Here is a 14,395-nt window from a genome sequence, read left to right as displayed (position 1 = left end):
TCACGCCTCCAGGACCGTGCGCAGGTCCCACAGCGTGCGCCAGGTCGCCGAGCCCTGCTCCGCGCGCCGCCGTACCGGACCGTCCCAGTAGCCGCGCAGCCGGGCCGCGTCGGCGGGGTCGTCCTTGCGTACGACACCCAGCAGATGGCCCGGGAGCAGGCCGAGGACGTCGCGGTCCCCGGGGAAGTAGGCCGCCGCCAGGGCCAGCGCGCCCGCCACCGCCACCGCCTCCGCCGTGCTCATCACCGTGGACGGGCGCTCCACCTCCCAGCCCTCCGCCGACCGTCCCTCGCGCAGGTCACGGAACGCGGTGACCAGGGCCTCCAGGACCGCGTCGTCGACCTGGAAGGGCGCCCCGGCCCGCTCCACCGATGCCCGGGCCTGGCCGCGTACCAGTGCGGTCTCGGCGTCGAGGTCCGGAATCGGGCCCACGGTCTCGAAGTTGAAGCGCCGCTTGAGCGCGGCGGACATCTCCGAGACGCCCTTGTCCCGCAGGTTGGCCGTGGCGATGAGGCTGAACCCGGGTGCCGCATGCGCCAACGCGTCGTCCGTGCCCGCGAGTTCGGGTACCGCGATGCGCCGCTCGGAGAGCAGTGAGACCAGCGAGTCCTGCACCTCGGGGAGGCAGCGGGTGACCTCCTCCACGCGTGCGACGGCACCCCGGGACATCGCGGTGAGGACCGGGGAGGGCACGAGTGCCTGGCGGCTCGGGCCCTGGGCGAGCAACAGGGCGTAGTTCCAGCCGTACTTGAGCTGGTCCTCCGTCGTGCCCGCGGTGCCCTGCACGACCAGGCCGCTGGTGCCGCACACCGCGGCCGACAGCAGCTCGGACAGCATCGACTTGGCGGTGCCGGGCTCGCCGACCAGCAGCAGTCCCCGCTCACCGGCGAGGGTCACCACACACCGCTCGACGAGGGCCCGGTCGCCGACGAACTTGCCTTCCACGACCAGGCGGCGCGGCACTCCCTCCGGTGCCCCGGCGTCGTCGGGCAGCCGCAGCGCCTGGCCGCCGCTGCCCATGACGAAGGTGACGACGGCCCGGGGCGTGAGCCGCCAGGCGGGCGGGCGCGGACCGGCGTCGTACGCGGCGAGGAAGGCCAGTTCGGTGGCGTACCGGTCCTCGGGCGGGACGATCTGGCGGAGGGGTGCGGTGCTGGCGGTCATCGGTGGTCGTCCTTAGCGGCGCTACGAGGGGTGGAGCGGGTGGCGGCACGGGCGGTGATGCGGGTGGCGGGGCCGGTGGTGGTACGGATCGTGGTCATCGGCGACGGCCGCCGCGGGTCGCCCGTGTGGTCAGCTGCTCGTACCCGGGGGCGTCCCCGGCGCGTATCCGCTCCCAGGCGCGGGTGAACAGCTCCGGCACCGGGACCGGCGGGAGGGTCCGGTTGCCGTCGGAGACCGGGTAGAGGGCTTCCTTCCAGGTCTCCACCGGCAGGGCCGGAGCCTTGAGGTCACGCCAGCCGCCGGGCAGGAAGAGGGTGCGGCCGGCGCGCGGCCGCTTCGCCTCGACGACCAGATCGGTCGCCGCCAGTTCGGCACGTGCCTTCTTGATCCGGGCAGGCTTCCAGCCGGTCCAGCGCGCGCAGTTGCGGTCGGTCGGGTCGGGCAGCGCCAGCAGCTGGAGGTAGAGCGCCGCCGCGTCCTCGCCGAGTCCGTGCGCCCCGGCGACCTCCGCGACCAGCGCGGGCACGCCGACCGTGGGGTCCTGGGCGTACCCCGCGTGCCCGTCGGCCGCGAGGGCACCGGCGAGGTCGTCGCCGAGCAGCGTCCGGACGGCACGCAGCCGCGACGCCCGCCCCTCGCCGAGCAGCCCCTCCAGGAGCCCGAACACGGGGTCGTCGGCTCCGCTCAGCGCTCCCGGCCGGAGCAGCACGTGCTCCGTGTCCGAGTACCAGGGGCGCAGCACCAGGGCGTCACCTGCCCTCGTCAGTCCGTTCGCGTCGGCGCCGCCGGTCTCCGGCAGGCCGAAGACCTTGCGCAGCTGCACGCACGTCGGGCCGCCCTTCTCCGTCCACTCCAGGTTCAGGTCGAGCAGCAGCCCGGGGTCGGCCAGCCGGCGGCGCAGTGCGCCGAGCCCGTCCGTCAGCCCGGCCCGCAGCGGATGTCCGTACGGCAGCACGTAGGCCAGCGCGGCCAGGCTCTCCACGGCCCCGGCCAGCACGTACGAACCGGGCACCGCCGACGGGTCGGCGGGCGCGAAGTCGCCGTCCCTGCCGGTCCGGAACACCGTGGTGCGGGCGAGCCAGGGCGTGCGCGCGGGGTTGAGCACGGCCTCGGCGTGACCGACGCCCATGCCGGCGAGATCGGTGCTCAGCTCCTCCGGCAGACGTACCAGGGTGCCGAGGCGCTCGGCCCACAGCCGGCCCGCGGCCGCCGTGTCGGGGCCGGCCGTCCACAGCGCGGCCGGGTCGTCCGGCAGCAGCGCGCCGAGGAGCGCCCGCTGCTCGTCCTGGCCCAGCGAGTCCAGCAGTTGCGCGCCGAAGCTCCGCTGACGCGGCTTGAGGCCGACGGCGGCGAGCCCCTCGGCGGCGGGGGCGTGCGGGTGTCCGGCCAGCAGTACGGTGGCCTGGAGGGGGCCCAGCGCGCCGTTCGTCGCGGTCACCAGTGCCTCGGGGGCCTCGGGTCGCCAGGGTGCGGCGCCCTTCTCCCGGATCAGCCGGGTCAGTTCGGCCAGCCGGTCCGCCGGGATCCCGGTGGTGTACCGGTTCTCCCGGACCAGCGTGAAGTGCCCGACGGCACCGAACGCCCCGGACGGGTCGTGGTCCAGCGCCAGCCACTCCACCGCGCCCAGCCGGGCGTCGACGCTCTGGCAGCCGAGTACCACCACGGTACGGCCGTCCCGGCGCAGCACCTGTCCCACCCGCTGCTGCTCGTCGTGCGGCTCGCCCAGCACGACCGCGCGCAGCGTGGTCCCGAGCCCGGCCAGCGGCCCCTCGGTGAGCGCCTCGAACAGCAGGAGCAGCGGCTCGCGCTGGACGTCGGTGAGGGCCGGCGAGGCGGCGCGGTAGGCGAGCGGCCGCAGGACGCCCAGGACGGGCGGCCATTCCGCGCCGATGGTGGGAATGGTGTGCTCGTCGCTCAGCCAGCCGTCTCCGACGACGGCGAGCCGCTCGCGTTCCGGCAGCGGCCTGCCGTCGGCGGGGCGGCCGGACAGCACCTGGTTCACCGCGCGGATCTGGCGCAGCGCGGCCCAGCCGCCGTGCCACGCGTTCTGCAGGGTCACGACGCCGGTCGCGGCGTCGTGCAGTGTCCGGTCCCCGCCGTGCAGCGGGGAGTAGTCGGCGAACATCCCCTCGGTCCGCTGCCGGGGCTGCCGCGGCCGCTCCTTCGGGGGCCTGGCCAGGGACGCGGCCGCCTCGGCGACCCGCAGTGCCGCGTGGACGAGGGCGGCGACACCGGCCAGCAGCCGCCGGTCGGCCAGTCCGGGCAGCACCCGCGCCACCGCTGCCACGGTGACCGCGTCGGCGGTCGGCACCCCGGCCCTGGCCCTGTCGTCCTTCCCGGCCCGGGCCAGCGCCTGCTGCCGTTCGTCCAGCGCCGTCGCCGTCGCCCGCATCAGCTCACCGGCCGACGCGTCGGTCAGGGCACGCAGTACGGCCGACCCGCGCTCGTCGCGGGGGCGCAGCGCGTGCCAGAACGCGACCGGCGGCACCAGCCGGGTACCGGCCGCGTACGTCCCGCCGGACTCGCCGAAGGACACCCGCCCGAGCTCGGTGCCGTCGTCCGCGTGCAGGGCGACGCTCTGGTACGTCTGCGCGGCGATCGGCGCGGCCCCGCCCGGCAGCCGCAGCGCGCCCAGCGGCACCCCCGGCACCCGGCCGTTGCGGGCCGCCCGCAGGGTCGCCGTCCGCCCGTCCGGGGTACCGGCGGTCGTCCGCGCCTCCGCGCCCTCGCCCTCCGTGCGCACCCACCGCCCGAGGACCGTGCCGTCGGTGCCGAACGGGCTGTGTTCCAGACCGGGTTGCAGCGGCAGCACCTCGCAGGAACCGGGCAGCAGCGAGGTGTCCTCGCGGACGGCCGACGCCAGCAGCGCGGGCAGCGAGGCACGTCCGTGCTCGCCGGTCGCCGGGTCGTACTCCAGCCACAGCGACTGCCGCCCCTGCCTGCCCTGCCGCCAGTACGTGGTGCCGTCGCCGATGACCGGGCGGCTCGGCGGCAGCACCGTGTCCCCGGCGTGCAGGGTGCGGCCGCCGGTGGCCCGGCCGCCATCGGGCAGCGGGATCGACGCATTGGCCGCGTCCATGCCGGACCACCAGCTGGGAATCTGCTCACCACCGAGCGGGACCACCTCGGACGGGCGGTTCGACCAGTAACCGTGCTGCTTCGAGCCGTCCCGCCACATCACCAGCAACTCGCCGTCGACGTACCGGAACCGGGGCCGGTGCCAGCGGTCCAGGTCCGTGGGCAGCCGCAGGTCGTGGGTGAGCAGGATCCCCTCGGGGCCGACGACGACCGCCTTGTGACCCCGTGCCAGGATCAGCGCGGGCCACGCCTCGGTCACCGACAGCGTGTCGTCCCGGTCCTTGCGCACCTCGGCGTCGAGCAGCTCCAGCGCCTCCTCCAGCGCGGGCCAGCCCAGTTCGTCCAGGATCCCGGCGCGCAGCGTACGGCCGAGGACCGGGACGATGTCGTACCCGGTGAGCCGGCGGACGGCCTGCGGGCTCTCCTGCACCACCGCCCGGAAGGGGCGCAGCCGCTCCAGCTTCGTGTCCGCGCCGGGCAGCCCTGCGGTGGCGGCGAACTCCGCGGTCGCCTCCTGCAGCCACTCGCGCAGTACCTCGCCGAGCACCGGATGCGCGGCCACCTTGGGCAGCTCCGCCGGTCCCTGACCCCGCCCGAGCCCCTCGACGGCCTCGAACAGCAGTGCCCGGTAACGGGATTCGGCGGCGACGGCCTTCAGGTCCCGCTGTCCGGGCCGTTTGTCGCGCAGCCAGATGCCCAGCGGCAGATGCACATGGGTGTCCGCGTCGGGTACGGCCAGCGCGATGCCCTCCGCCACGCACAGGTCCAGCAGATCGAGGTCCGCCCCCGCCTGCCAGCGCCCGGTGAAGAGGTCGACGGGCCGTCCGCCCGCCCGCAGCCGGGACGCCATCCGCTCGACCAGCGCCAGCGTCGCGGGGGAGCGGTGCGAGTACGCCGCCCCGTGCTTGCGGTGCTGGGCCCAACGGCTGAGCCAGTCCGCCGCGTCGGCCTCCCCGCCGTTCTCCCCGTCGTCCTCGGTGAGCAGCTGGTCCGCCCCGCACTCGGCCAGCAGCGCCAGCCAGAACTCGTCGTCCTCCACCTCCCGGCCGAGGCCGGCCGGCATGATCTCCAGCAGCCGTACCCGGATCCCGGGCCGCCGCTCGGCGAGGACGGGCAGCACGCTCCGGTAGGCGTTCCAGAAGGAGGCGGGCGCCCGTACGGCGGCCGGGGACGCCAGCAGGTCGGCGACCAGGGCACACTCCTCCGTGACCCGGTCGAGCCCCGCCGCCTTGATCAGCCCGCGCGCGTCCTGCGGCAGCGAGGCGTACGGCGGCATTCCGGCCGCACAGCGCTCCACCGTCAGCTGCCGGAACTGTGCCCAGGCGGTGGCCGGTTCGAGCCGCCGGGCGAGGTCCCTCACGTACTCCTTCAGCGCCTTGACGGTGAGCGCCCCGGCGAAGGCGAACTCCAGGAACACCGCCCGCTGCCGTTCCTCGTCCACGGCCAGCGCGTGCACCCGTTCGGCCTCGCGGGCCTTGCCGAAGAAGGCGGCCGCGTAGGTCGTGTTCTCGTGCTGGAGGAAGACCCGCGCGGCCTGCTCGTAGAAGGTCGGCAGGAAGTGCGGGACCGCGCGGCCGAGCCGCTCGCCGAGCGCCTCGAAGCCCTCCTTCGCGTTGCCCGGCTTGGACTTGGCCTGCCGGGCCAGCCGCTCGACGTCCTTGACCAGGGCGAGGGCGTGATGGCCGTTGGCCGGGTCGTGCACCAGCGCCCAGGCCGGGAAGCCCAGAGTCTCCCGGCGCACCTGGCCGACCTCGGGCGCCGCCGGCTCCCGGGCCAGACCGAGGAACTCAAGGGCCAGGTCCTCGGCCTCGCCGAGGGTGCCCGGCACCAGGCGGACCACCGTCCGCCCGTCCAGGGCGGGGTGCGTGTACGTGCGTGCGGTGAGGACGTCGGAGTCCTCCCGCGTGGTCGTGCCCGAGGGCAGGATCGCGCCGGCGTCGAGCAGCGCGGCCGTGCTGTCGTCGTACGTGGTCATGCCGCCCGCTCCTCGTCCTCGATGTCCCGCCCGGCGTACAGCGCCGCCGCCATCCGCATCCCCTCCGACCAGGCGACCGGGCCGACCTGACCCAGCCTCAGCGTCCGGCCGGCAGGATCGGTCCACGCCAGCGGGCCGGTCTCGGTCTCGAAGTAGCTGTCGTAGTCGCCGATCCAGACCCGGGCCTCGACCCCGCGGCCCTCCTCAAGGACGGAGCACACCGCGTATCCGCCGCGCACGCGGTACCCCGACTGCGTGGCCCTGCCGTGCAGGAACCGCAGCTCCTTGAAGACCCCGCCCGCGTACTCCTCGATCTGGGTGCCCTCCGCGTCCAGCGCTGCCGGGCGGTGCCAGACCTCCCGGAAGAGCTGCTGCGCCTTCTGCTCGACGCCGAGTTCGACGGCGAACTCCCGCAGCTCCTCCAGGTCTTCGAGGAGCACCGGGTGCGGCAGGCGGACAAGTTCGGGGGCGATGCGCACGGTGTCGCCGTCGAGGTCGACCAGGCCGAGCCCGCGCCCGGCGTCGGCGTCCCGCAGGAACCCGGCGACCTCGCCGTCCGTGCCGGTCACCACCAGGTCGCGGAGCGCCGCCTGCCAGGCGGGGTCCGGCCAGACCTGCGCCAGGACGGCGAGCGGCACCGGGAGCGAGCGGGTCATCCACCGCTCCACGTCGGCCAGGCACTGCCGTTCGTGCCGCTCCAGCCACTCGGCGAGCTGCCGCAGACCCAGCACGGCGGGATCGTCCGCCAGCTTCGCGGGCACGGACTTCAGCCGCCGCCCTGCCGTGTTGCGGCAGACCACCTTCCCGTCGTCCAGGGCCACCTCGTAGTCCCCGGCCGTCACCCACCCCATGCGTGCCTCCCCGCACCGCAGTGATCAAGTGATGGCGACTGTAGGGGAGACCACTGACAACGCCTTCCGCGGTCGGTTTCCGGATGGGGAAACCGCAGCTCAGCGAGGGTGGCAGGGGCCGGCGGGGGAGCGGGACAGGACGGCGGCCCGGGTGGCCGGTGAAGAGGATTGAGGGCGGGGGGAGTTGGGAGGGCCCGGGGGATGGGGATGGGCGATGGGGGATGGAAGCCCGGCGGACCGGCACAGAGGCGCGGCCGGTACGGCGACGGCCCCGGGGTACAGGCGGAGGTGCCTGGACCGGGGCCGTGGGAAAGTCGCGCGGGTGAGGGCTCAGTCCTGCCCCGACTCCTTCTCCCGCTTCACGTTCTTCAGCCGCACGGTCTCCTTGCGGACCTCGGCCTGCGTGGCGCGCTCCTTCTCCAGCCACTCGGGCAGCTCGCGCTTGAGCTCCTCGATCTGCTCGGTGGTGAGCGGCTCCGTCACCCCGCCGCGCGCCAGCCCCGCGATGGACACGCCCAGCTTGGCCGCGACCACCGGACGCGGGTGCGGCCCGTTGGCCTGCAGCTCGCGCAGCCACTCGGGCGGATTCGCCTGGAGCTCGGTCAGCTCGGCGCGCGAGACGACACCCTCCTGGAAGGCGGTGGGCGTGGCGGGCAGGTACACGCCCAGCTTCTTCGCCGCGGTCGCGGGCTTCATCGTCTGGGCGGTCTGGTGCGAACTCATGAGGTCAAGGGTATCGGCCAGGTGCGGAAGCCCCGACCACGGCCGGTGCGGAAGCCCCGACCACGACCGGTGCGGGGCGGCCGACCACGGCCGGTGCCGAGCGGTCGGCCGGGGCCCGTTAACCTGGGCTGGTGACAGGCTCGGAGGAAACACCGTCGTTCCGGCTCGCGTACGTCCCCGGCGTGACGCCCGCCAAATGGGTTCGGATCTGGAACGAGCGCCGGCCCGGCATCCCCCTCACCCTCCACCAGGTCTCCGCCGCCGAGGCGTCCGACCTGCTGCGCGCGGGTGACGCGGACGCCGGTCTGGTACGGCTCCCGGTGGACCGTACGTTCTTCAGCGCGATCCCCCTCTACACCGAGACCACGGTGGTCGTCGTCCCCAAGGACCACCTGATCACGGCGGTCGAGGAGGTCACCGTGGCCGACCTCGGCGAAGAGGTCCTCTTCCACCCCCTCGACGACGTCTTCGACTGGGACGCCCCGCCCGGCGAGCCCGCCTTCGAGCGCCCCGCGACCACCGAGGACGCCGTGGAACTGGTCGCCGCCGGTGTGGGCCTCCTGGTCGTCCCGCAGTCCCTGGCGCGCCTGTACCACCGTCGGGACCTCACCTACCGGCCTCTCACCGACGGCCCCGAGTCGATCGTCGCCCTGTCCTGGCCCGAGGAGGCCACCACGGACATGGTCGACGACTTCATCGGTATCGTCCGCGGCCGCACGGTCAACAGCACGCGTGGCCGCCAGGCCGCACCGACCTCGAAGCCGGCAGGGGCCTCGCCGGAGAAGGCCAAGCGGGCGAAGAAGCCGGCCGCCGCGGCCAAGGCGACGCCCGCGGCCCGCGGCGCACGCGCCCGCACCACCGGCGCGAAGTCGGCCAAGCCCACCAAGCCCGCGAAGCGCGGCAAGCCCCGCCGCAGCTCGTAGGCCACGGCCGCCCCCCACCTGCCTCTCGCCCGCTCCCGATCTGCTTCCGCGCGCCCCGATCGTCTTCCCCGATCCCGGGCCCGCGCAATGTCACGATGCCTCCGGACATCCCGGACATCCACCGCTGGAGGCGCCCGTGAGCCCAGAAGCAGACCCGGACGAAGCCGTCGACCCCCGTGCCTCGTCCGCGTTCCTCGTCAACGAATCACTCGGCTACCTGTTCCCGGCCGCCCTGCGCGCCGCCGCGGTCGTCGGCGTCGCCGACCACCTGGACCACGGCCCCCGTACCCCGGCCGAACTGGCCGAGGCCACCGGCACCGACCCGCGGAACCTCTACCGGGTGCTCCGGCTGCTCGCCACGCGCGGCGTCTTCGCGGAGGACGCAGGCGGCCGCTTCCGGCTCACCGCCGCCGGTGACGCGCTGCGCACCGACGCACCGTGCTCGGCCCGCTCGGCCGTGCTGATGAACACCGACCGCAGCATGTGGCTGCCCACCGCCGACCTGAGCCGCTGCGTGAGCGAGGGGACCTCCGCGTTCGAGCACCTCTTCGGGCTGCCGTTCTTCGACTACTTCGCGCAGGACGAGGACACCGCCGACGTCTTCCACTGCGGGATGGCCGCGATGTCCGACGCCGAGAACGAGCCCATCGTCGCCGCCTGCGACCTGCCGCCCACCGGGACGGTCGTCGACGTCGGCGGCGGCCACGGCGGCCTGCTGCTGGCGGTCCTCGACCGCCACCCCGGTCTGCACGGCGTCCTGTACGACCAGCCGCACGTGCTGGCCGGACACCGGCTGGACACGCCCGCGACCGCCGGACGCTGGGCCACCGAGTCCGGTGACTTCTTCACCGTCGTACCGGAGGGCGACGTCCTCGTGCTCAAGCGGATCCTGCACGACTGGGAGGACGAGCAGTGCGTGACCCTCCTCGACCGCTGCCGTGCCGCGCTGGCTCCGGGCGGGCGGATCCTGGTCGTCGACGCCGTGGTCCCGCCCGGCAACGCACCCCATCAGGCCAAGGCGCTCGACCTGCTGCTGATGGCGTGCCTGGTGGGCCGGGAACGCACCGAGGCGGAGTTCGCCACGCTGTTCGAGTCCGCCGGTCTGAAACTGTCCAGGGTCGTGCCGACGTCGACCGTTCTCTCGGTGGTGGAGGCGGTGGCCGCCTAGGACGTCCGCCGCTCAGTCGTCCGGTGCGCCCCTCAGCACTCGGCCCCGGGGCGTCTCCAGATCGTCCAGTGCATCCGGCTCCTTCGCCCGCTCGCCCAGATCGGCCACCGCCAGGCCCAGCGCCACCAGGATGAACCCGACGGATGTGAGCAGGCCCAGCTGGAGCGCCTCGGTGGCCGGGCCGCGGTGCGCGAGGTGGGCGAAGTACACCGAGCCCACCACCGCGATCCCGGCCGCCGAGCCGACGCGCTGGCCGGTCTGCAGCACCCCGCCGGCCGCACCGGCACGCTTCACCGGGACGCGGGTGAGGGTGAGCGTGGTGTTCGGGGAGACCGTGATGCCGGAGCCGATGCCTCCGACGACCATCGGCACCGCCGCGGCCCACCCGAAGCTCTCCATCGGCACCAGCCACACCACCGCGATGATCCCGAGCAGCCCCAGCGCCACTCCGGAGAGCCCGATGACGACCAGCTTGCGCCCGTGGCGCATCACCAGCCGGCCGCCCAGGGCGGCACCGACCGCCGAGGCGATCGCGAAGGGCAGCACCGAGACTCCTGCGGCCAGCGCGCTGTATCCGGCCGCGTTCTGCAGGAACAGGGCGAGGACGAAGAAGACCGTCGTGAAGCCGGCGAAGTAGGACAGGCTGATCAGCGCGCCGAGCGTGAAGGACCGTTGCGAGAACAGGCTCAGATCGACCAGGGGCGCCCGTCCGAGCCGGCCCTGCCGCCGCTCCCACGCCCAGAACAGGCCCAGCAGCACCGCGCCCACCGGAAACAGCGCCCACTTCTCCCGTCCGGTCCATTGCTGCTCCTGCACCAGCGGCAGCATCAGCGCGAGCACACCGGAGCCGAGGAGCAGCACCCCGAGCGGGTCGAACCGCTCCCGCCGGTCCGTCGACGCGGGGTACCGGGGCAGCAGCCGCACACCCGCGGCGAACGCGGCGATCCCGATGGGCAGGTTGACGAAGAACACCCAGCGCCAGCCGTCGCCGGTGCCGACGGCGTCGATGATCACACCGCCGGCCAGCGGGCCGACCGCCGTCGATACGCCGATGACGCTGCCGAGCAGCCCGAAGGCCTTGGCGCGTTCGGTGCCCTGGAACATCTGCTGGATCAGCCCCGAGGTCTGCGGCGCGACCATGCCCGCCGCCGCGCCCTGGATCAGCCGGAACACCACCAGCCGGTCGGGGCTCGCGGCGAGCCCGCAGGCCGCCGAGGCCACCGTGAACAGGGCGAGCCCGACCAGGAAGGCCTGGCGTCGCCCGCGCATGTCGCCGAGCCGGCCCGCCGGGACGAGGGCCAGTCCGAAGGTCAGGGCGTACCCGGAGACCACCCAGGACTGGGCGGCCTCCGTGGCTCCCAGCCCGCGCTCCATCGAGGGCAGCGCCACGTTGACGATCGAGGTGTCGAGCAGCGAGATGAAGCCGGCCGCGAGACAGACCCCTAGCGCCTTCCAGCGCCGGTCCTCGGTGGCCGGCCGCTGTGGCTTTGCCCAGGTCGTGGTCATGCGGCCACGCTATGCAGTCATTCCGGGCATCGCACGACCGGCGGAGCGAACGGATGGCCGAACTGCTCCTTCCGAGTGATGCCCCGCGTCTCCGCGCCGGCACACGTACGACACCTCCCGTGTCAGGGCGCGTACGACGCCTCCCGGGCCGTGGCCAGCACCCGGTCGCCGTCCGCTCCTGTCAGCAGCCCGTCCGCGACCCACGCGTCCACCACCGACCGCACCCGCGCCACCAGCGCCCCCTTGTCGCGGAACGGCGCCGCGGCCCAGACCTCGTCCAGCAGCGAGCCGCCGTCGGACCCGACCGGGTTGGCGACCCCGGAGTCGAGGCCGCCGAACACCACCGTCGGCTCCGAACGGCGGAAGCAGGCGTGCGTCGGATCCTCGGTCCCCTCGTAGAAGGGGGCGAACTCCGTTCCGTCTTGTCGATCCAGTCCGTCCAGTCCGTCCAGGGTGAAATGGAGCGGGCTGCCCGCCACCGGGGTCAGGGACGGCAGCAGATCACCGGAGAGTCCGGCGTTCCGGTACAGCCCCAACTCCAGGTAGTCCGTGGCGGTGTTGCGCCCGACCAGACTGACCGGCCCGTAGAACAGGGCCTGCACCGACGGATCGTCGAGGGCCTTCTCGACCCGCAGCCGGAACGGGATCGACACCCGCACGGTGTCCCCGGGCCGCCAGGTCCGCGACACCGCGAAGTAGCTGCCCGGCCGCGGAGTGCCGGGCACCGCGTGCCCGTTCACCGTCACCCGGAACCCGGCCGTCGCCCAGACCGGCACCCGCAACTGCATTGCGAAACGGGCCGGTCCCCGGCCGCCGACGGTGAGCGTACTGCCCTGTTCCCGGGGAAAAGCGGTGCGTTGGCCGATCGTGACGCCCTGCTCGGCCCAGGTCAGCGTGGACGGACTGTAGAGGTTGACGTAGAGGGCGCTGCCGTCGGCCGCCGCGAAGTACACCGAGTCCTGGTACTTGGTGGCGGACTCCATGCCCGTGCCCTCGCAGCACGTCGTGCCCTGCTTGGGCGTGTAGTCCCGCACGTGACCGGGCGTCAGCCCGATGAAGTACGTGACCAGAGGCTTCTCGGCATCGGCCCGGTCCTGCTTGGAGCCGAGCACCTGGTTGTACAGGGCCCGTTCGTAGTAGTCCAGGTAGGCCGGATCCTGCTCGTGGAAGAACAGCGCCCGGCTCAGCTTCAGCATGTTGTACGCGCAGCAACTCTCGGCGGTGGTAGCGCTGATGGTCCCGGCGATCACGTCCCGCGCCTTCCAGAACTCGGTCGTGCTGGTGCCGCCGATGGCGTACATGCGGTGCGGTACGACCATGCCCCAGAAGTTCTTCGCGGCCGTGAGGTAGCGGTCCTCGCCCGTCGCGTCGTACAGCCTGACCAGACCGGTGAAGATCGGGATGTGCTGGTTGGCGTGCAGCCCGTCCAGTGTGTCCGTGCCCGCAGCACAGGCGTCGATGAGGCTGTCGAGGTCGAACAGCCGGGCCAGCGCGAGGTGTTCGGCCTTGCCGGAGAGCTCGTGCAGGTCGCAGATCGCCTCCACGATCCCGCCGAACTCGCCGCTGGAGAAGATCCCCCACATCCGCTGGAGCGTGGCGGCGGGCAGCACGGACAGCCGGGAGTACATCCAGTCGCCCATGCCGGACGCGAGGTCCAGAGCCCGCTCGTCACCGGTCGCCGTATGTGCGTCCAGCAACCCCCGCAGGATCTTGTGCGCGGTGTAGTACGGCGCCCACACCTTCGTGTAGTCGCTGCCGGTCATCGTCTCCAGCAGGATGAACTGCGTCTCCGGACAGGCCGCGAGGAACCCGGGATGGCTCGGCCCGCCCCAGGTACGGCGCAGGACGGCGTCGAGGCCGCGCCCCGACCCGTCGGCGAACCCCGGCCCCGAAGTCTCGCCGAAGGCGTACGACACCAGGTCGCCGCTCGCCGGCGCGCTCTGCAACCCGGCCATCTCATCGGGGCCCAACGCCCGCGACCACACGTCGAACCCGCCGAAGGTGCCCGCGAAGACGGGGTCGGCGGCGTAGTGGGAGCGGCCCAGCCAGTGATCGGCGAGGGTGCCGAGGGCGGCCGGGGTGAGGGACATGGCCGTGTTCCGGGCCATGGGTGTGCCGTTGACGTACAGTGTGCCGGTGCCGTCGGCGATCGTCACCGCGAGGTGGCTCCACCGGTCCAGGGGCAGCGCGGCGGTGCCGTCGAGCCCCTGCTCGGTGCCCGCGCCTCCGGTGGTGATCGCGAACCGGGGCACCCCGCTCGCGTTCCTGACGGCGAGGTACAGATACCGGGTGGTGTCGTTCCCGAAGTCGAACACCCGCGCCCAGGAGTCCTCATGGCCGGGTTTCACCCAGGCGGCCAGAGTGACGGCGAAGGCGTCCCCGAGCACACCGGCCGGCAACTCGACGTACCGGTACGCCCCCCGCTCGTTCTCGGCGGCCCGCCCGCCGAACACCCCGGGCACACTCAGCACGGACGGCTCCTGCCGCAGGGCCTCGCGCACCTCGTCCAACGCCCCCACCATGGTGCGGATCCTCGCCCCGAACACCTCTTCCCCGGTGCTCGCGTACGCCTGCGCCAGCATGGTCAGGAAGTGCCCGGTGTAGTGCCCGCGCAGATTCCCGTTGGCCTCCCCGTCCAGCCCCTCCCAGCCACCGGGCGCGACCGCGCCGTCCGTGTCCAGCCCCGCGTTGGCCCGGAACACCTGCAACAGCCGGTTGACGTCGTAGCCGCGCGCGTGGTCCAGCATCAACGCCCGCTTCTCGGCGAACGGCCCGGGCTCCAGCACCACGTCACCGAGCCCGAACGGCCGTACCTTCCAGGCGGGTTCGGCTGCGGCCGACGTACCACCGACCGCCACATCGGTCCCACCGGCCGCGGCGATCAGGGCTGACACCTGGAGGAGGGTCCTTCGGGAGAGGGGCTGGGGCATGGGCTCCTCCAGGGATCAAGTTGTTCGAAATCGCGGACAGTGTTCGGGGGGCTGCCCAGACGTTATGAGTGAGGTGA

General features: G+C 73.5%; 8 protein-coding genes. 2 read left to right on the top strand and 6 right to left on the bottom strand.

The window, feature by feature from the left end:
• From ACFWPS_RS39305 to ACFWPS_RS39290, 4 genes are all read right to left on the bottom strand, one after another.
• Positions 1–1,164, bottom strand: a complete 1,164-nt coding sequence (locus ACFWPS_RS39305) for an AAA family ATPase (protein WP_383714726.1) — start codon at positions 1,162–1,164, stop codon at positions 1–3.
• A gap of 94 nt (positions 1,165–1,258) precedes the next feature.
• Positions 1,259–6,217, bottom strand: coding sequence for a hypothetical protein (locus ACFWPS_RS39300; RefSeq protein ID WP_383714723.1), 4,959 nt, complete (start codon positions 6,215–6,217; stop codon positions 1,259–1,261).
• The gene (locus ACFWPS_RS39295; protein WP_383714720.1) at positions 6,214–7,068 is read right to left on the bottom strand and encodes a DUF4132 domain-containing protein; all 855 of its coding nucleotides are present in this window, start codon (positions 7,066–7,068) and stop codon (positions 6,214–6,216) included. Before ACFWPS_RS39295 ends, ACFWPS_RS39300 begins: the two co-directional genes overlap by 4 nt.
• Before the next feature lie 330 nt (positions 7,069–7,398).
• Complete coding sequence (locus ACFWPS_RS39290) at positions 7,399–7,791, bottom strand: DUF5997 family protein (protein ID WP_383714717.1); 393 nt, start codon at positions 7,789–7,791, stop codon at positions 7,399–7,401.
• Positions 7,792–7,922: 131 nt separating this feature from the next.
• Between ACFWPS_RS39290 and ACFWPS_RS39285 the strand changes: the two genes are divergently transcribed.
• Positions 7,923–8,714 (top strand): LysR family substrate-binding domain-containing protein, encoded by a 792-nt coding sequence (locus tag ACFWPS_RS39285; RefSeq protein ID WP_383714715.1) that lies wholly within the window; start codon positions 7,923–7,925, stop codon positions 8,712–8,714.
• Positions 8,715–8,850: 136 nt separating this feature from the next.
• The gene (locus tag ACFWPS_RS39280) at positions 8,851–9,882 is read left to right on the top strand and encodes a methyltransferase (protein ID WP_383714712.1); all 1,032 of its coding nucleotides are present in this window, start codon (positions 8,851–8,853) and stop codon (positions 9,880–9,882) included.
• Between the two features lie 12 nt (positions 9,883–9,894).
• On the opposite strand, the gene ACFWPS_RS39275 is transcribed toward ACFWPS_RS39280, so the two are convergent.
• Together ACFWPS_RS39275 and ACFWPS_RS39270 are read right to left on the bottom strand one after the other, a co-directional pair.
• On the bottom strand, positions 9,895–11,388 hold the full coding sequence (locus ACFWPS_RS39275; protein WP_383714709.1) for an MFS transporter: 1,494 nt from the start codon (positions 11,386–11,388) through the stop codon (positions 9,895–9,897).
• Between the two features lie 122 nt (positions 11,389–11,510).
• On the bottom strand, positions 11,511–14,318 hold the full coding sequence (locus tag ACFWPS_RS39270; protein ID WP_383714706.1) for a beta-L-arabinofuranosidase domain-containing protein: 2,808 nt from the start codon (positions 14,316–14,318) through the stop codon (positions 11,511–11,513).
• Positions 14,319–14,395: the final 77 nt, after the last annotated feature.

It is taken from the genome of Streptomyces sp. NPDC058457, assembly GCF_042720695.1.
Taxonomy (GTDB): domain Bacteria; phylum Actinomycetota; class Actinomycetes; order Streptomycetales; family Streptomycetaceae; genus Streptomyces.
This window is presented reverse-complemented; position numbering and strand designations above follow the sequence as displayed.